The organism is Noviherbaspirillum album (assembly GCF_035916955.1).
Lineage (GTDB): Bacteria > Pseudomonadota > Gammaproteobacteria > Burkholderiales > Burkholderiaceae_D > Noviherbaspirillum > Noviherbaspirillum album.
Genome location: NZ_JAWIIV010000065.1, coordinates 1 through 16,968, shown reverse-complemented (window position 1 = coordinate 16,968; position 16,968 = coordinate 1). Strand labels below are relative to the sequence as shown.

Annotated in this window: 18 protein-coding genes and 2 pseudogenes; 10 read left to right on the top strand and 10 right to left on the bottom strand. The window is 55.3% G+C overall.

The features are described from left to right. Nucleotides 1-677 precede the first annotated feature (677 nt). The 10 genes and pseudogenes from RY831_RS31535 to RY831_RS31490 form a co-directional block, all read right to left on the bottom strand. Nucleotides 678-1,070, bottom strand: a pseudogene (locus tag RY831_RS31535) (IS3 family transposase); the annotation flags it as partial. Between the two features lie 123 nt (nt 1,071-1,193). After that, on the bottom strand, nt 1,194-2,183 hold the full coding sequence (locus RY831_RS31530) for a cytochrome-c peroxidase (RefSeq protein ID WP_326510261.1): 990 nt from the start codon (nt 2,181-2,183) through the stop codon (nt 1,194-1,196). A 126-nt stretch (nt 2,184-2,309) separates the two neighbouring features. Next, a complete protein-coding gene (locus tag RY831_RS31525) occupies nt 2,310-2,618 on the bottom strand; it encodes a c-type cytochrome (RefSeq protein WP_326510260.1) in 309 nt (102 codons plus the stop codon). 618 nt (nt 2,619-3,236) lie between these two features. Further along, complete coding sequence (locus RY831_RS31520; protein ID WP_326510259.1) at nt 3,237-3,560, bottom strand: hypothetical protein; 324 nt, start codon at nt 3,558-3,560, stop codon at nt 3,237-3,239. Nucleotides 3,561-3,619: 59 nt separating this feature from the next. Continuing rightward, nucleotides 3,620-4,201 carry a NapC/NirT family cytochrome c gene (locus tag RY831_RS31515; RefSeq protein WP_326510258.1) on the bottom strand — a complete coding sequence of 194 codons (582 nt, stop codon included), beginning with the start codon at nt 4,199-4,201 and terminating at the stop codon, nt 3,620-3,622. A 9-nt stretch (nt 4,202-4,210) separates the two neighbouring features. After that, nucleotides 4,211-4,678, bottom strand: a complete 468-nt coding sequence (locus RY831_RS31510; RefSeq protein WP_326510257.1) for a nitrate reductase cytochrome c-type subunit — start codon at nt 4,676-4,678, stop codon at nt 4,211-4,213. 9 nt (nt 4,679-4,687) lie between these two features. Next, nucleotides 4,688-7,183 (bottom strand): nitrate reductase catalytic subunit NapA, encoded by a 2,496-nt coding sequence (gene napA / locus RY831_RS31505; protein ID WP_326510256.1) that lies wholly within the window; start codon nt 7,181-7,183, stop codon nt 4,688-4,690. Beyond that, a complete protein-coding gene (locus RY831_RS31500; protein WP_326510255.1) occupies nt 7,184-7,453 on the bottom strand; it encodes a chaperone NapD in 270 nt (89 codons plus the stop codon). A 46-nt stretch (nt 7,454-7,499) separates the two neighbouring features. Continuing rightward, nucleotides 7,500-7,658, bottom strand: coding sequence for a periplasmic nitrate reductase, NapE protein (locus RY831_RS31495; protein ID WP_326510254.1), 159 nt, complete (start codon nt 7,656-7,658; stop codon nt 7,500-7,502). A gap of 87 nt (nt 7,659-7,745) precedes the next feature. Further along, the gene (locus RY831_RS31490; RefSeq protein ID WP_326510253.1) at nt 7,746-8,201 is read right to left on the bottom strand and encodes a hemerythrin domain-containing protein; all 456 of its coding nucleotides are present in this window, start codon (nt 8,199-8,201) and stop codon (nt 7,746-7,748) included. A gap of 337 nt (nt 8,202-8,538) precedes the next feature. On the opposite strand from RY831_RS31490, the gene ccmA reads away from it, so the two are divergent. The 10 genes and pseudogenes from ccmA to RY831_RS31435 all read left to right on the top strand — a co-directional run. Further along, nucleotides 8,539-9,162 carry a cytochrome c biogenesis heme-transporting ATPase CcmA gene (gene ccmA / locus RY831_RS31485; protein WP_326510252.1) on the top strand — a complete coding sequence of 208 codons (624 nt, stop codon included), beginning with the start codon at nt 8,539-8,541 and terminating at the stop codon, nt 9,160-9,162. Between the two features lie 8 nt (nt 9,163-9,170). Continuing rightward, on the top strand, nt 9,171-9,830 hold the full coding sequence (gene ccmB / locus RY831_RS31480; RefSeq protein WP_326510251.1) for a heme exporter protein CcmB: 660 nt from the start codon (nt 9,171-9,173) through the stop codon (nt 9,828-9,830). Between the two features lie 208 nt (nt 9,831-10,038). After that, nucleotides 10,039-10,761, top strand: coding sequence for a heme ABC transporter permease CcmC (ccmC, locus tag RY831_RS31475; protein ID WP_326510250.1), 723 nt, complete (start codon nt 10,039-10,041; stop codon nt 10,759-10,761). Then, nucleotides 10,758-10,946, top strand: a complete 189-nt coding sequence (gene ccmD / locus RY831_RS31470) for a heme exporter protein CcmD (RefSeq protein ID WP_326510249.1) — start codon at nt 10,758-10,760, stop codon at nt 10,944-10,946. The genes ccmC and ccmD overlap by 4 nt, the downstream gene beginning before the upstream one ends. After that, complete coding sequence (gene ccmE, locus RY831_RS31465) at nt 10,936-11,403, top strand: cytochrome c maturation protein CcmE (protein ID WP_326510248.1); 468 nt, start codon at nt 10,936-10,938, stop codon at nt 11,401-11,403. The genes ccmD and ccmE overlap by 11 nt, the downstream gene beginning before the upstream one ends. Then, nucleotides 11,400-13,397 (top strand): heme lyase CcmF/NrfE family subunit, encoded by a 1,998-nt coding sequence (locus tag RY831_RS31460; protein WP_326510247.1) that lies wholly within the window; start codon nt 11,400-11,402, stop codon nt 13,395-13,397. The genes ccmE and RY831_RS31460 overlap by 4 nt, the downstream gene beginning before the upstream one ends. Then, the gene (locus RY831_RS31455; RefSeq protein WP_326510246.1) at nt 13,394-13,918 is read left to right on the top strand and encodes a DsbE family thiol:disulfide interchange protein; all 525 of its coding nucleotides are present in this window, start codon (nt 13,394-13,396) and stop codon (nt 13,916-13,918) included. The genes RY831_RS31460 and RY831_RS31455 overlap by 4 nt, the downstream gene beginning before the upstream one ends. Then, nucleotides 13,911-14,393, top strand: coding sequence for a cytochrome c-type biogenesis protein (locus tag RY831_RS31450; protein WP_326510245.1), 483 nt, complete (start codon nt 13,911-13,913; stop codon nt 14,391-14,393). The genes RY831_RS31455 and RY831_RS31450 overlap by 8 nt, the downstream gene beginning before the upstream one ends. Beyond that, nucleotides 14,390-15,598 carry a c-type cytochrome biogenesis protein CcmI gene (gene ccmI / locus RY831_RS31445; RefSeq protein WP_326510244.1) on the top strand — a complete coding sequence of 403 codons (1,209 nt, stop codon included), beginning with the start codon at nt 14,390-14,392 and terminating at the stop codon, nt 15,596-15,598. Before RY831_RS31450 ends, ccmI begins: the two co-directional genes overlap by 4 nt. 326 nt (nt 15,599-15,924) lie before the next feature. After that, nucleotides 15,925-16,895: pseudogene (locus RY831_RS31435) on the top strand (IS3 family transposase); the annotation flags it as partial. Nucleotides 16,896-16,968 lie beyond the last annotated feature (73 nt).

Here is a 16,968-nt window from a genome sequence, read left to right as displayed (position 1 = left end):
AAATTGTCCAACAAAATCTCCACCGCCTTCCTCCCCACCTTCAGAGCTCAGCCCGTACACCAGATCCGACTATAGCTCATCAATTCCCGCAGATCCTCCATTTGCTTTGACACTTTGATACGCTTCCCAGACTAACGCCTTGGGAATGTCATAAGACTTGGTCATTGCATTACGCTCCTCCCGCTCTCGCGGTTGACGCAGCACAATGCCAGAATGACGCAGCCCCTTCGCTCCACCGCCATTACAGCGGCTTCAACACTACTACGCGCTGCTCCGTCCCTTGGTGGAGCATCGCTAGTATCAGCCTTGCCTTGCGGGCTTGTGCCTTTCGCTTTACATCCCCACCGAAGGTTCCCGCAGTTCAGCATAAGAGCCTGGAATAGGCTGACGCTGCCTCTATGCCGGACACCATCTGGCCCGTAAGCAGGTAACGGCCGGACTAATCCTGGGGCAACATCACTCCCCAGTTTTGATGTCATTTGAGTAGTTTCGACACTTGAACGGCAGTTCACGGTTATTCGTCTTCCTATTCCATACCTGACGTCTATTGACGCCTTTTCCATAACGCTCACGACCCTGACTTTTGGCCAACGCCGCTTATGGTGGTTTGCAACCTGCTTCTGCAAGCCGATTGCGAGGGGCCATACCCTCATCTCCTACGCCGCTTGCTGCGGCACACTAAAGTCCGCTACCCAGAGCTGCTTCGGCCGATCCGCCGTGAACTGGCGGTTGACCCGGTCCTGTGGTCGCTCAGCGGCCATGTCGGCAATCGTCGTGCGAATGCGCTTGCCACGCACCGCCCCACGCAGGCCCTGCAATTTCATTAGCCGGCCGACCGCGCGGCGCGCCACCGCAAATCCCTCTCGATTCATCTGCTTCCAGACCTTCGCCACGCCGTAGGCCTGCATGTTGGACTTCAAGACACGCTTGATCTCCTGCTGCAGGGCTTCATCGCGCCGGGCGCGGACACTGCGTTTAGATGCATCGCGAAGCTGGGCTGCGTGGCGTCGATAGCCTGACGGGGCGATCTGCAGAACCTTGCAGAGCGGCTCGACCCCGAACCTATCGCGATCGTAGTACCAGGCGTACTCCGCGCTCCATGACTTCCGGAGAAAACTTGATCTGTTTCTTGATCATGGCACCATTCTCTCAAATATTGGTGCCCCCACAAAATCCGGTGTGGTTCACGTATGTCATTCACCCGGTTTGGGTGTTTGAGGACGTCTCCGTGGGAGCGTGGGGTATTCCACCTTGGGTTGCTCGCCTGTCAGAGTATGCAGGAATGCCGTAATTGCTTTGATTTCATCTTCGGCGAGCGTCGTACCTAACTGACTCGTGCCCATAATGGCTACCGCCTCTTCCAAATCCCACACCTCGCCGCTATGGAAGTACGGCGGTGTCAGAGCAATATTACGCAGTGGGCCGGCTCGGAACACGTAGTCATCCGTCGCTGTCTTGGTGACCATGTAGCGCCCTCTATCCGACACGGGAAGGATATCCGCACCAGGCTTCTTTACAACGCCAAATGGGAAGTATCCTTGTCCCCCGACGTTAATACCAGAGTGACAGGCAACACATCCTTTGTTCATGAAGTGTTCCATTCCCTTAAGCTCCAGGTTATTCAACGTATTCTTACCTGTCAAGAACTGGTCGAACTTGGAGTGCGGTGTAACTAAGGTCGACTCGAACGCCTCGAGTGCCTTGGCCATATTGTCGAAGCTGATGGGATGCTGGGTGCCTGGGAATGCCTTCTTGAACATTTCCGAGTACTCGGGAATGCTGCGCAGCACGTCCTCAACATATTTCGGCGTTGCGTTCATTTCAACGCTGGCTTGCACCGGGCCCTTTGCCTGCTCCGCCAAGTCTTTGGCGCGACCATCCCAAAACTGGGCACCGTTGAAGACTGCGTTTAAAACCGTAGGCGAGTTGCGTGGGCCTTTTTGCCAGCCATGTCCAATCGAGGTGCGGATGTTGTCTGAACCGCCGGTTCCTAGACTGTGGCAGCTGTTGCAACTGATAATCTGGCTTTTCGATAAACGCGGCTCGAAGAACAACTGTTTTCCGAGATCAATCTGTTCAACGGTCAGTTTTTTATCGGCAATAACTTGTTCCGCCGTTGGGATAACCTTGAATTGGCTGTTCGCTTGTTCTCGCAGCTTATTCGCATCAGGGTCCACTGCCATACTAGTAGCAGAAGTGCAAAATAAGAGTATAGCCAATGAAATTGATGATTTACGCAACGTAAGCTCCTGAGAGATAGGTAGATATTCCGCCGTAAATACCTTTGCAACGAAAGTACAAACGACGCCTTACTTTTGGCTGAGAATCCACTTCACGAGGGTTTGTGCTTCAGCCTCGGTGACATTGACATTCGGTGGCATTGGAATTTGGCCCCATTCCCCTTTACTGCCCTTGATAATTTTTTGCACTAATTTAGATTCAACGTCTTTCTGTCCGGCATACTTCGCAGCAACATCCTTATAGGCAGGGCCAACCATCTTCTTGTCCACAGAATGGCATGCCATGCAGTTCTTTGATTTAGCTAAGTCTGCGCTCGCTAGTGCTACATTACTGCTCAGTAGCGTCGCAACAACTCCAACTATATTTAAAATTTTCATGCTAACTCTCCAATGATGGAGTTTTTCGACAAGCTGCTTTCGCCTTTGTTCTCGACACGGGTTGAGCTGCACATTTGTGTAGCAAATGCGACCTGACAACCTGCAATTCGACATTATGGCAATTATCCCAATAGTATGCGGAGGATTTTGGTTGCAACTGTTGGCTTGGCTTAAGAAACGCCCTTGTCAGCAAAGGGGAAAATGAGAAACCGCACTAAAATGCACGCGAAGTACGCCTACCCCATAACGGATAATAAAGATTTTTAAATCAAGATACTTAAGGGATTCTGAGAATCAGGCAATTTTATATAGGGAAGGCCGACATGGAGAACTGCGCCTATGAACGGAGTCTAATTCTTCACCTGGGTCCGGTGTCCGGCCTGACTTCTTTCATGTCTAATCATGTCCAAACCAAGGAGCCGTTATGAAATGCATACGTCACCGAATACTGATTTCCTTAATGCTTACACTCCCCGTCATTGCAGCCCATGCCCAAAGCGGCAATAGCGGTGAACAGCGGCCTGAAGGAGCAAGCGCTCCATCGAGTCAAGGTCCGGTCAGGGCGTCCCAGGAAGATTTTTCAAGTGGATCAAGCCAAAGCGGTACAGCGCAATCTGGTCAGCGTGTGACCACGGAAGGTGGCAATTCTGCATTGAATTCCAACGTTCGTGGTGAAGGTGCCGCGACTTCCGATCGTGAAACGTCAAGGAACTGGACCGGCGTAGGCAGTACTGGCGGTGCAACGGGTACCGGTGAAAGTACAGGGACATCGAATGCGTCACCCTCCACCAACAGCGGAATGTCCGGCGCGAACGGTGGCGGAACGGGATCGGAATCCTCGAGTGGTACATCAAGTTCCGGAGCTTCACTCGACAATGGAAAAAGATAGGAGAACGCAGAAAAGAGAAAAGGCTGGCCCGCGATCGCGGCCAGCCTTTTCATTATTGCTTTGCACCGGCAAGCGGCGGAGCAGGCTAGGACAATCAAACGCAATTGTCTTTTTATTTCACCCCCGACATATCGGGCAACGTGTGTGCGATACCCTTGTGGCAGTCGATACAGGTTTTCTCACCGCTTGCCAGCGACGTGGAGTGGGCATCCACTGCACGTTTGCTTTGTTTCGTAAAATCCATGGAGTTGAATTGATGGCAATTGCGGCACTCGAGTGAGTTGTTCGACTTCAAACGTTTCCACTCGTTGGTTGCGAGCTGCAGGCGGTGTGCCTCGAATTTTTCACGCGTATCGATGGTCCCAAAGATTTTTCCCCAGACTTCTTTCGATGCCTGCATCTTGCGTGCCATTTTGTCGGTCCAGTTATGGGGAACATGGCAGTCGGAACATTTTGCACGCACGCCGCTTCGGTTGGTGAAGTGAATCGTGCCCTGCAGTTCGGCGTAGACGTTGGTGCGCATTTCGTGGCAACCGGTGCAGAATTGCTCGGTGTTCGTGAACTCCATCGCGGTATTGAATCCACCCCAGAAAATAATCCCCGCGATGAAAGCACCAATGGTCAGAAAACCGAAACTTAAATGAACGCTTGGGCGACGCAGTACGTTCCAGAAGCGTTTGACGAAGCGAATCATTGGCTGCCCTTATTTCTTCTTTGCAGGAGCTCCTTGCGGAGGCGTCTGATTCAACATGGTGTCCACATCCTTGAATTCATTGTCAACGAGCGGCTTGAGATCGGCTTGCGGAACGTGACACTGAAGACAAAAGTACCGCCTTGGCGAAAGTTCGGCCAGGAAGTTGCCCTGGCGGTCCATGAAATGCGTGACGCTGATCATCGGCGCCTGGCTTTCCTGGGTCCTTGTGCGGGCATGGCACATCATGCATCGGTTGGCATTCTTGTCGATCTGGTAGCCTTCGATCTTGTGCGGCACGATCGGGGGCTGCATTGCATAGTTGCGCATGCGTCGCACATCGCTGTTGTCCGGATTGACAATGGGCGGCGGCGGCGTGGTTTCATTCAACGGCGTCGGTCCGCGCATCCGGTCCTGGAAGGCCTGAGAATGGGCAAACAGGGGAAGCAACAACAGCAGCCAAAGGAAAATTTTCTTCATTGTGCACCTCTACACCTTGCGAATATTGACCGCGCATTTCTTGTAATCCGTCTGGAAAGAAATCGGGTCCGTTGCATCCAGGGTGACCTTGTTGATCAACTGGCTGGCATCGAAGAAGGGAACGAATACCAAGCCTTGTGGAGGTTTGTTGCGGCCTCTCGTCTCCACGCGACTGCGTATCGAACCGCGCCGGGAAGAAATTTCGATCATGTCACCGCGGCGTGCGCCAAGTTTTTTGGCATCGTCCGGATGCATATAGCAGACTGCATTGGGAACCGCGCGATATAACTCGGGTACGCGCCGGGTCATGGTGCCGGTATGCCAGTGCTCGAGAACGCGGCCGGTCGACAGCCAGAAAGGAAATTCCTTGTCGGGTGCTTCAGCAGGCTTTTCGTAAGGAAGTGCGAAGATCACCGCTTTGCCGTCGGGCATTCCATAAAAATTGTAGCCTTCACCTTTCTTGACGTAAGGATCGCTGCCTTCCCGATATCGCCACCGGGTCTCCTTGCCGTCGACCACCGGCCAGCGCAGCCCTCTTTCCTTGTGATACACATCGAAGGGCGCCAGATCGTGGCCGTGGCCACGACCGAATTGCGCGTACTCTTCAAACAGCCCTTTCTGGATATAGAAGCCATACGCCTTGGCCTCGTCGTTTGCGTAGCCCGCTTCGACTTGCGTGTTCGGATAGCGGTTGACGGCGCCATTGCGGAACAGCATGTCGAACATAGTCTTGCCGCGGTATTGCGGCGCCTTGTCGAGCAGCTCCGGCGGCCAGACGTCTTCCATCTTGAAACGCTTGGAGAATTCGGCAAGCTGCCATAAATCGGATTTGGCTTCGCCGGGCGCATTGACAAGCTGATGCCAGAACTGCGTGCGCCGTTCGGCATTGCCGTAGGCGCCTTCCTTTTCCACCCACATCGCAGTTGGAAGAATCAGGTCGGCAGCCATGGTGGTCGCTGTCGGATAGACATCCGACACGACGATGAAGTTATTCGGATTGCGGTATCCCGGCAGCATCTCCTCCATCACGTTGGGGCCCGCCTGCATGTTGTTGTTGCACATGATCCAGTAGGCATTGAGCTTGCTGTCCTTGAGCATGCGGCTCTGCAGCACGGCATGGAAGCCCGGCTTTTCGGGAATTGTCCCCGCAGGGAGCTGCCAGATTTTTTCCGCCACTTCCCGGTGCTTCGGATTTGCCACCAGCATGTCTGCCGGCAGGCGATGCGAGAAGGTGCCGACTTCCCGCGCGGTGCCGCAGGCCGAAGGCTGCCCGGTCAATGAAAACGGGCTATTGCCAGGTGTGGATATTTTCCCGGCCAGGAGATGGATGTTGTACAGAAGATTGCTGCACCACGTCCCGCGGGTATGCTGGTTGAAGCCCATGGTGAAGAAGGACATGACCTTCACCTTGGGGTCGGCGTACAACTCAGCCAGGCGGATGAGACGTTCTTTGGTCACTCCGGTGAGCTTCGCCACCGAGTCAACGTCGTATGCGCTGACGAACTTCGCGAATTCCTCGAAATTGCTGGGTTTTCCGCCGCCGGCATCGGCTGCGTGAGTGGCTGCCTTCTGCAGCGGATGCTCCGGACGCAAGCCATAACCGATGTCGGTATTGCCCATCACGAAGCGGGTGTGCTTGTCGACGAATTCCCGGTTGACGCGGTTGGTCTTGATGATATGGTTGGCGATGAAATTGAGGATCGCCAGATCGGTCTGGGGCTGAAAGATAATGGATTGATCGGCGAGTTCGAAACTGCGGTGTTCATAGACCGACAGGACAGCGACCTTGACATGCGGGGCCGACAGCTTTCGGTCCGTAACGCGGGTCCACAGGATGGGATGCATCTCCGCCATGTTCGAGCCCCACAGCACGAACGCATCGGCGTTTTCAATATCGTCGTAACAGCCCATCGGCTCATCCATGCCGAAGGTGCGCATGAATCCGGCAACCGCGGACGCCATGCAGTGACGCGCGTTCGGATCGATATTATTCGACCGAAATCCTGCCTTGAAGAGTTTTGCAGCGGCGTAGCCTTCCCAAATTGTCCATTGCCCGGAGCCGAACATTCCGACGGCAGTCGGTCCCTTCTCTCGCAGCGTGCGCTTGAAGTGCTGGGCCATCGTGTCGAAGGCGGTATCCCAGGAGACAGGCGTGAATTCGCCGTTCTTGTCGTACCGGCCGTTCTTCATTCTCAGCAGAGGCTTGGTCAGGCGGTCCTGGCCGTACATGATCTTGGAGAGGAAATAGCCCTTGACGCAGTTAATGCCGCGATTGACTTCCGCGTTGATGTCGCCATGCGTGGCGACCACGCGCCCGTCCTTTACTCCAACGTTGACGCCGCAGCCGACGCCGCAGAAGCGGCAAGGCGCTTTCGACCAAGCCAGCTGTGTCTTGCTCGCATCGGTAACTACATTAGATGCCAAGCTCTCCAACGGGATGCCAACCGTGGTCGCTGTAGTCATTGCAGCGGTTTGCTTGATGAAATCACGGCGCGTCAGCTTCATTTATTCAATCTCCTCTTCGAATGCGGAAACGGGCTCGGCATGCTGATACACCATCGCCACATCAATCACGCCCGGTAAAACACGTATTGCATCCATATAATCCAATGTGCGCTTGGTACTCTCCGCTTCCAGCGTCACCACGATTTTTCCATCAGGCGCGACCACGAAGATCGTCGCGGCAGGGATCGCCCGGATGGAGGCGGCGACATTCTCTGCGTTCGCCGGATTGGAGAAAACCACTATTCCGGCAATATGAAGTTCAGGTTCCATGGCGTTGCCTGCGTAACGAAGTCAGTAAGAAGCGAAGCATGCCTGCTCAGCCAGAGGGAAGCGTTCCGGTGAAAAGCTGATACATCCAGACGAAGAATCCGTAGCCCGAAACGCCCAGAAAGGCCAGGACCGGCGCCGCAACCGCGGTAATGAGGAGGAAGGCCTGTATTTCCTCGGTCTTGGTCGGCGGAGACTGTTTATCCATATAGGTCAACCCTCAAGTCACGGCTGCAAGTGATTGCACCGATTATTAATATTGCACCGTCAAGAAGCAGCGTAGAGCAATGACTCTTCAACTTGGTTCCCTCTGCTGCGGCGCACATGAAGTCTTTCGCACGGCTTCATGAGTTTCGTTCTGCAGACGCCGTTGGACAGCCGGATACAGAATGTCTTCTTCCTTGACGCTGTGGTCTCTCATCAAAATCAAAAGGGATTCGGCATGCAAGTAAAATCCCTCTGCATTCTTGTCGTGGACAGCTTGAAGCATCCTAGTGAGCAAGGCTTTCAAGCGCACGTGATCCATTCGCAAATCATCCAGGAACCAGTCACATCCTTTTACTGACTGTCTTAGACAGGAGAAGAAGCTCGACTCTTCCTCTTCGATATGTCCAATGAACGACTCTGAAAAATGGGCACAGTATTGGGCCGCCAGATTCCAGTCTTTGTCTGCTACTGACTTGGACAAAGCTTCAAGATGGCGCTCGCACCGACCGTGATCACTCAGCAGCTTGTCAAACAGCGTTCCCATGGCTTTCTCCATTTATGCAATGCATTGTCGAGCAGGGAAGGGTGGAGAAACCTTGACTTGAGTCAAATTCATCAAGATGGTGCACGTTATTTAATGACGTCTGATCGATTGCACCAAATCGTCTTTTGCCAATCCCAATCGATAGCATGGCAAATGCGGCGCGTTCGGCCGGTAAAAGATGTGGTCTCGGAATAGGCAAACGTTCGGGATCGGCATCGGATCGGGAGCCGGGCATATGAAGCGGATTCAGTACTTCATGCGGTCAGTCCGTTGGTGATGGTTTTCAGTTTGCTGAAGACCCGGAGACGATGTGCTTTGTTATGAAAGGATGCGGATAGTGCTGGAGGCAATCAGGTTAGCGTGTACCCGCGGCGATAGTGCCCTGTTCACCTCTCTAAGTTTTCGCGTCGAGCAAGGATCGATTTTGCGCATAGCAGGTCCTAACGGGAGCGGGAAGACCTCGCTTCTTCGCCTGCTGTGCGGGTTGCGTCAGCCTGACGACGGCGACATCCGATGGCGTGGTGCGAGCATCTATTCATCGAGGGAAAATTATCACAGTGAGGTGACATATATCGGACATGCGAATGCATTGAAAGACGAGCTGCTCGTTGAAGAGAACCTGCGTTTCGCATTGCGTTTGAACGGAGGCAGCCCGACGGACGATACGATCCATCAGGCGCTGGAAAGCGCTGGCTTGGCTCACCTCGCCGGCATGCGGGTTCGTGCACTGTCGGTAGGACAACGCCGGCGTGTCGCATTGACTCGGCTTGCCCTGTCCCGTGCTCCGCTGTGGATTCTCGACGAACCCTTTGTTGCACTCGATCAATCGGCTGTGGCAGCGCTTGCGAAATATCTGGAGGACCACGTTGATGGCGGCGGATCGATTGTGTACACGTCGCATGAAGACGTGCCGCTCCGTGTTTCCCGGGCTGCTGAAGTGCATTTGGGATATGTTGGGTAAGCGTCGGCATGGTGAGGCTATTCTTCGTCGTTCTTCAACGGGATCTGCTTCTGGCGATGCGTCAGCTCTCCGACCTGTTCAGTGCGCTGGTGTTTTTTCTGATTGTTGTTTCGCTGTTTCCGCTGGCTTTGGGGACGGACAAGCAATTGCTGAGGGATCTTGCGCCCGCTATCGTCTGGGTGAGCGCGTTGCTGTCATCGACGCTCTCGATCGGACGCATTTTCGGGTCGGACCATAGCGACGGCAGCCTTGAACAGATGCTTCTGGCAAATGAGCCTCTGCCGGTCGCAGTGCTTGCCAAGGTGATTGCACACTGGAGCACAACCGGATTTCCGATCGTGTTGCTGGCGCCTTTGTCGGGACTGCTGTTCGACCTGGATACTCCGACGACTGTCGCATTGGTCATCGGTCTGCTGATCGGCACACCCATTTTCAGCGCAGTGGGGGCAATAGGCGCAGCGCTTACGCTTGGTGTAAAAGGGAACAGTATCCTCGCAACGATCGTATTGCTGCCTCTTTACGTACCGGTACTTATCTTCGGTGCCGGGGCAACGCATGCCGGCGCCAATGTGGCAGCTCATATGTTGCTGCTGGCAGCAGGGCTTTCAGCATCCCTGGCGCTGGGTCCCTGGGTAACGGCAGCGTCATTGAGAATCGCGATTGAATAGCAATGCATGGCGACGAAATGAAAGCGCATGAAGTGAATGGCGCACAAGAGACGCAGGACCCGAAGGCCGGAATTCATGTCCTGTCCGGATATCAAGAAAGATAACATTGTCGATGCGGTGCAACCCGATGAGAAGAGGAAATTCCATAGTGCAGGTCTCTGAACATAAGGTCCTCGAGGCAACGCAGCCGAGTGCGGTTTCATGGCGTATGTATGCATCGCCACAAAAATTTTATCCATTGGCGGGAAGGCTCATCCCTTTCTTTCTTGCACTTGCGGCTCTGCTCGCATTGGCAGGCTTTGTCGTCGGCTTTCTACTGGCCCCCACCGATTTTCAGCAGGGAGAAGCCTACCGCATCATTTTCGTTCATGTGCCGGCGGCATGGATGTCCATGCTGATCTATGTCGTGATGGCGGGATGGGCTGGAATCGGTCTCGTACTGGGAACGCGCCTGTCGTTCATGATGGCGACCGCGCTAGCTCCTACCGGCGCGATGTTTACGTTTCTTGCATTATGGACCGGAGCCCTATGGGGCAAGCCTACCTGGGGAACCTGGTGGGTGTGGGATGCCAGGCTCACTTCCGAACTGATCCTGCTCTTCCTGTACCTGGGTTTCATGGCCCTGCACAATGCCATCGACGATCCGCGCCGTGCCGACAAGGCCAGCGCCGTTCTCGCACTGGTCGGCGTATTCAACGTGCCTGTCATTTATTTTTCCGTGCAGTGGTGGAATACCTTGCACCAGGGAGCGAGCGTAAGCCTGACCAAGGCGCCGAGCATGGCTTTCGTCATGCTTGCCGGCATGCTGCTGATGGCAATGGCAGCATGGGCCTACACGATTGCTGTCGCGCTCAAGCGGGTCAGATGCATCATTGTGGAACGGGAACGCCATGCGCAGTGGATTCAAGATTATGTAAAGGCGGGTAAATGAACTGGGATTCGTTGAGCCATTTCATCGAGATGGGCGGGCACGGCCTGTATGTCTGGGGATCGGTGCTTGTCGCCGGCGGCGCAGTGATTGCCGAAGTCGTCTCCTTGCATTTCAGGCGGCAGGCCGGAGTGCGTCGTGTTGACCGGATGTCTCGCCATACAGGAAAGTTTGCGAATGAAAAGTAGAAACAAACGGCTGATATTGGTCACTTGCGCGCTTTCCTTGTTTGGTCTGGCCGGATGGCTGGTGTTGTCCGCATTTCAGCAGAACCTGGTTTTTTTCTACACGCCGACGCAGGTGATGGCTGGTGAAGCTGCAGCGGCACGCACATTCCGAGTTGGAGGCATGGTCGAGGCAGGCAGTGTGCAGCGCTTGCCTGACGGCCTCACGGTCCGTTTCGTGGTATCCGACCAGGTCCAGCGTATTCCTGTCGAATACAGGGGCATACTTCCCGATTTGTTCAGGGAGGAGAAGGGTGTGGTAGCCCAGGGTAAGCTGGCTCAAGACGGCACATTCCGAGCAGATGAAGTATTGGCCAAGCACGACGAGAATTACATGCCGCCCGAAGCGGCCTATGCCATGGAGAACGCGCGCAAGGCCAAGGAAAGCATGGCTAACCAGCAGGGGCCGGCAGACCGATGATTCCAGAACTCGGAAATTTTGCCGCGATGCTGGCGCTTTGCGTAGCCGTGGTTCAGGGCGCTCTTCCTCTGGCAGGCGCGGCGCGCGGTAATGCGCAGTGGATGGCCACTGCTCGTCCGGCCGCGGCGGCTCAGCTGTTTCTGATTGCATTCGCATTCGGCTGTCTTGTGCATGCATTCGTGAGCAATGACTTCTCCGTCATTTACGTTGCCGCCAACTCCAATACGCAACTGCCTCTGCATTATCGCGTGACCGCAACATGGGGCGGCCATGAAGGTTCGCTCCTGCTCTGGATCTTCATGCTTTCTCTCTGGTCTTTCAGCGTTGCGCGGTTCAGCCGCCAGCTCCCGCGTGAAATGACTGCGCGCGTGCTCGGTGTACTGGGATTGATCAGCACCGGCTTTCTCGCATTTTTATTATTCACATCCAATCCCTTCGATCGGCTGCTGCCTGCCGTATCCGAAGGCAAGGACTTGAACCCGCTGCTGCAGGATTTCGGCATGATCATCCATCCGCCGCTTCTCTACATGGGCTACGTGGGATTTTCCGTTGCCTTCGCATTCGGCATTGCCGCACTGCTCGGCGGCAAGCTCGATGCCGCATGGGCGCGGTGGTCGCGTCCGTGGACCACACTGGCCTGGATGTTCCTTACGCTCGGCATTTTCATGGGCAGCTTCTGGGCTTACTACGAACTCGGCTGGGGAGGCTGGTGGTTCTGGGATCCTGTGGAGAATGCTTCCTTCATGCCGTGGCTGGTCGGCACTGCACTGATTCATTCGCTGGCAGTAACTGAAAAACGCGGCACCTTCAAGAACTGGACGGTACTGCTTGCCATCATCGCGTTTTCCCTGTCCCTGCTCGGCACGTTTCTGGTTCGTTCCGGGGTACTGACCTCCGTCCATGCGTTCGCAACGGATCCGGAGCGCGGGATATTCATCCTCGCTTTTCTGGCGCTCGTCATCGGCGGGTCGCTGCTGCTGTATGCGATACGGGCACCGGAAATAGGAAACGGCGGAACATTTTCGCTGCTATCGCGCGAATCGGCGCTGCTGCTCAACAATATCTTCCTGCTGGTTGCCTCAGGCACTATTCTGCTTGGCACGCTGTACCCGCTCTTTCTTGATGCTTTGGGCCTGGGCAAGATTTCGGTCGGCCCGCCGTACTTCGAGGCAGTGTTCGTACCGCTCATGGTGCCGGTACTGATCGCGATGGCGGCCGGACCATTCCTCCGCTGGAAGGAAGACGATCTCCGCACCTTGCTTAAGAAATGCAGCAAACCCGCCGCGTTGTCACTATTATGTGCCGCGATCGTTTTCATCGTGCTGGCCCTCAGCCCGGCGATCGCCGCAGGGATCGCGTGCGCGGCATGGATTCTGTTTGCCACGGCAATTCAATTGCTCGACCGCTTGCGTGGCGGCGCAACAGAGAATGGCTGGGCGCGGCGGGTGACGAACCAGCCGCTCAGTTTCTGGGGCATGCTCGTCGCGCATGCCGGCATCGGCATCTTTGTCGTGGGCGTGACGCTTTCCAGAGGACTGGACGAAGCGAAGGATACGGTCATGCGTGTCGGCGATGTCGCAACGCTCGGTACTTACACATTCACGTTGCGCGAGACGAAGGAAGTCGCAGGTCCGAACTACAGGGCGGTTCAAGCCATCGTCGATGTGGCGGATGAACGCGATCGGAACGGCATCGCTACCTTGACGCCCGAGAAGCGCTTGTATCAATCGCAGCAGATGCCGATGACCGAGGCAGCCATTCACCGGGGATTGACGCGCGACCTGTATGTGTCGCTCGGCGAAATGACATCCGACCAACAGTGGATCGTGCGGTTGCAGCACAAGCCGTTTCTTGGATGGATATGGGCCGGCTGCCTGATCATGGCAGCAGGTGGCCTGCTTGCGGTGATGGACCGCCGCTATCGGATTCGTGCGCGCAAGGCATCCGTGTCCACGGTGATCAATGTTAATCCAGCAGGCGTGACTCAATCGTGAAACGATTTCTCCCTTTTGCCATCTTTGTGGGTTTGTTGATTTTTCTCGGAATCGGGCTTCGCCTCAACCCGCGGGATGTACCTTCGCCCTTTATCGGCAAGCCTGCTCCCGCATTCGAGGTGGCGCAGCTCCAGCAGCCTGACGCAACGATTTCTTCCGGAGACATGCGGGGCAAGGTATGGCTGCTCAATGTATGGGCCTCGTGGTGTGCGGCATGCCGGGTCGAGCATCCGGCCTTGATGGAATTGGCGCGTTCGAATGTCGTACCCATCATCGGCCTCAACTACAAGGATGAAAGAAGCGAAGGCGTCAGCTGGCTGCAGCAGCACGGAGATCCCTATGCTGTTTCCGCTTACGACAAGGACGGACGCATCGGCATCGATTTCGGAGTCTACGGCGTGCCCGAAACATTCGTTGTCGACAAACAGGGAATTATCCGCCTGAAGCACACCGGCCCCGTCACTGCCGAATTCATCAAGAAAACACTGATTCCCCTACTCAATGAGCTGGAAAATGCGTAAGTTCCTCCTCCTGATGATCCTGGCGTTGCATATGCCTGCATTCAGCATCAGCATGGCAAACGAAAATGCCGCCAGAAATGAAGAGCTGGAAAGGCGAGTCATGCAGCTGTCGGAAGAGCTGCGCTGCCTGGTCTGCCAGAATCAAAGCATTGCGGAGTCGAATGCCGAGCTTGCCGTCGATCTCAAGAATCAGGTAAGGGAAAAACTCTCCAGCGGCATGCAGGAACAAGAGGTTATCGATTTCATGGTGCAACGTTATGGCGACTTCGTCCTGTACAGGCCACCAGTTAAGACGACCACAATGATCTTGTGGTTCAGTCCCGTTCTTTTCCTTGTGCTTGCGCTCGCCGCCTTGTTCAAAAAGGTAAAGAAGCAAGGCCAGCCTGTCACGAAAGCCGCATCCACATTGACCGACACGCAGGCCGCACGCGCCGATGCATTGTTGTACGGTGATCGCCTGAAGGACGGTTCATGACTGTCTTCCTGCTTGGCGCGGCAGCGCTCGTCATTACCGTACTGGCATTTCTATTGCCGCCGCTGCTCCGGAGCAGCCCCGGGCGGGAAGATGGTGCCATGCTGGATGAATCCAATCTGGCTGTTCTGCGTGACCAGATGCGCGAGCTCGAGGCCGACCGGGCCAGAGGCCTGATTAACGAAACATCGTTTGCGCATGCCCGGAATGAGTTGCGTCAGCGCGTCAATGATGAAGTGCGGCCGGATACGCAGACGATAGCATCTGCCGGTCGATGGGGAGCGCCGCTGATTGCATTCATCGTGCCGATATCGGCAATGCTTATGTATGTCGTCCTTGGCACGCCCGCCGCATTCGTCACTGCAAATACCGAAGCACATGCTCCCCAAAGCATGGACGCCGCTGTCCAGAATCTGGCCAAGAAACTGGAGGCGCAGCCGGACAACGTCGACGGCTGGCACATTCTTGCGCGTTCCTACAATGCACTGGAGCGCTATGAGGATGCGCTCAACGCCTACGCGCAGCTTGCCAGGCTTGTTCCGGATGACGCCGACGTCCTGACCGATTATGCAGACACGCTGGCAATGGTCAAGGACCGGAGCCTCCAGGGCGAACCGGAAAAGCTCATTGAGCGCGCTCTCGCGATCGATCCTGACAATGTGAAGGCGATTGCATTGGCTGGCACCGCGGCATTCGAGCGGAAGGATTATTCCCGGGCGATCGTACATTGGGAAAAAATGATGGCGCTTGTGCCGCCAGAGTCGGAATTGGCAACATCGACTGCCGGCAGCATTCAGGAAGCGAAACGCATGCTCGATCCCGGCGCCGCAGCCGAGGAAACGGCATCGAACCAGGCTGCGGCGATCAAGCCGGCAAGCATAGGAGGCGTCGTGGAGCTCGACCCGGCCTTGCGAGCCCGTGTGGCCGATACCGACACCGTATTCATCTTTGCCCGTGCCGTTGACGGCACGGCAGCGCCGATCGCGGTCATTCGGGCTACGGCGAAGGAGCTGCCATTGAAGTTCATGCTTGATGACCAGACATTGATGATCAAGAGCCGAAAGCTGTCGGACCACAAGCAAGTGATCGTTGGCGCAAGAATATCCAGATCAGGCAATGCGCTGTCGAGTCCCGACGCGCTTGCCGGAATGATGGGGCCAGTCGCGGTCGGGACGAAGGATATCAGGATAAGAATTTCAGAAAACTAAACGTGAAATTTGGTTCGCAATTTCATTATAGGTATTCATCGATAGGAAACGGTCCCGACACGTGAAACTACGATAGACGCGTTCAAACATGAAACAGTACTTCCACTCTTACGCCCGAGGTTGTATATATGTTTAGTGTAGCTCCAGTCACTCCAACATCCGTCCTAGAAGACTCACGCGGCCGCATCATTTCATACTTACGTTTGTCGGTAACTGACCGTTGTGATTTTCGATGTACATACTGTATGCCAGTCAATGCCCGTGACGTGACCGGCTGATTCCAGTCCAGGTTGAGAGAGAATTCAACCTAGGAAAGGAACATAAAGATGCCCCGTAAGAGTTTTACCCCCGAACAAATCATCGCCAAACTGCGCCTGATTGGAGTCGCTACGAGCAGCGGTAAGAGCGCCGCCTTGGCTTGCAAGGAAGCCGGCATTTCCGAACAGACCTATTACCGCTGGCGTAAGCAATATGGTGGCTTACAACATGACCAGGCTAAGCGATTCAAGGAGCTCAGGCGCGAGAACGTCCGCTTGAAGAAACTGGTAGCCGACTTATCACTGGAAAAAGCCATGCTCAAGGAAGTCGCGTCGGGAAACTGGTAAGCCCCGAGCGACGCCGTCGTGCCGTGTGCATGCTGCCGGAACGCTTCGCCATCTCAGAGCGCCATGCTTGCCGTGTAGTGGGTCAGCCCCGTGCAGTACAGCGCTATGTGCCGACAGTGCGCGCTGATGAGGATGAACTCACCCAAGCCATTGTTGCTCTGGCAGCAGAGTACGGCCGTTATGGTTACCGTCGTATCACGGCCTTGCTGCAATCGGACGGCTGGCAGGTCGGACGCGACCGCGTGCAGCGCATCTGGCGTCATGAGGGGCTTNGTTATGGTTACCGTCGTATCACGGCCTTGCTGCAATCGGACGGCTGGCAGGTCGGACGCGACCGCGTGCAGCGCATCTGGCGTCATGAGGGGCTTAAAGTACCGAAGAAGCAGCGACCCAGAGGGCGGTTGTGGTTCAACGATGGTTCTTGCGTACGCCTGCGTCCACAACACCGTCATCATGTCTGGAGCTATGACTTCGTGCATCACACCACTGAAGATGGACGCAGCCTGCGGCTGATGACACCTGTCGACGAGTTCTCGCGCCAATGCCTAGCCATTAAGGTCGGACGTCGACTTAACGGCATGGATGTCATCGCGACGCTGGCCGACGCCATGCTGGAACATGACATTCCAATGCATATACGGTCAGATAATGGCCCAGAAATGACATCGAAAATGGTGCGCGACTGGCTAAGCACCCGAAGATAAATGTTTTGACGTTGCGCGGCGGAGCCAGCAGCGTTTGGATAAGAGGCCCGCAGTCTTTCTA

Excerpts from the sequence above, each read along its gene's own strand:
- RY831_RS31510 (WP_326510257.1), bottom strand. The coding sequence starts at position 4,678 with ATGAAGAAAATTTTCCTTTGGCTGCTGTTGTTGCTTCCCCTGTTTGCC.
- RY831_RS31450 (WP_326510245.1), top strand. The coding sequence starts at position 13,911 with ATGCGTAAGTTCCTCCTCCTGATGATCCTGGCGTTGCATATGCCTGCA.
- RY831_RS31520 (WP_326510259.1), bottom strand. The coding sequence starts at position 3,560 with ATGAAAAGGCTGGCCGCGATCGCGGGCCAGCCTTTTCTCTTTTCTGCG.
- RY831_RS31490 (WP_326510253.1), bottom strand. The coding sequence starts at position 8,201 with ATGGGAACGCTGTTTGACAAGCTGCTGAGTGATCACGGTCGGTGCGAG.
- ccmB (WP_326510251.1), top strand. The coding sequence starts at position 9,171 with ATGGTGAGGCTATTCTTCGTCGTTCTTCAACGGGATCTGCTTCTGGCG.
- RY831_RS31460 (WP_326510247.1), top strand. The coding sequence starts at position 11,400 with ATGATTCCAGAACTCGGAAATTTTGCCGCGATGCTGGCGCTTTGCGTA.
- RY831_RS31525 (WP_326510260.1), bottom strand. The coding sequence starts at position 2,618 with ATGAAAATTTTAAATATAGTTGGAGTTGTTGCGACGCTACTGAGCAGT.
- RY831_RS31530 (WP_326510261.1), bottom strand. The coding sequence starts at position 2,183 with ATGGCAGTGGACCCTGATGCGAATAAGCTGCGAGAACAAGCGAACAGC.
- ccmC (WP_326510250.1), top strand. The coding sequence starts at position 10,039 with ATGTATGCATCGCCACAAAAATTTTATCCATTGGCGGGAAGGCTCATC.
- ccmE (WP_326510248.1), top strand. The coding sequence starts at position 10,936 with ATGAAAAGTAGAAACAAACGGCTGATATTGGTCACTTGCGCGCTTTCC.
- RY831_RS31495 (WP_326510254.1), bottom strand. The coding sequence starts at position 7,658 with ATGGATAAACAGTCTCCGCCGACCAAGACCGAGGAAATACAGGCCTTC.
- RY831_RS31515 (WP_326510258.1), bottom strand. The coding sequence starts at position 4,201 with ATGATTCGCTTCGTCAAACGCTTCTGGAACGTACTGCGTCGCCCAAGC.
- napA (WP_326510256.1), bottom strand. The coding sequence starts at position 7,183 with ATGAAGCTGACGCGCCGTGATTTCATCAAGCAAACCGCTGCAATGACT.
- RY831_RS31500 (WP_326510255.1), bottom strand. The coding sequence starts at position 7,453 with ATGGAACCTGAACTTCATATTGCCGGAATAGTGGTTTTCTCCAATCCG.
- ccmI (WP_326510244.1), top strand. The coding sequence starts at position 14,390 with ATGACTGTCTTCCTGCTTGGCGCGGCAGCGCTCGTCATTACCGTACTG.
- ccmD (WP_326510249.1), top strand. The coding sequence starts at position 10,758 with ATGAACTGGGATTCGTTGAGCCATTTCATCGAGATGGGCGGGCACGGC.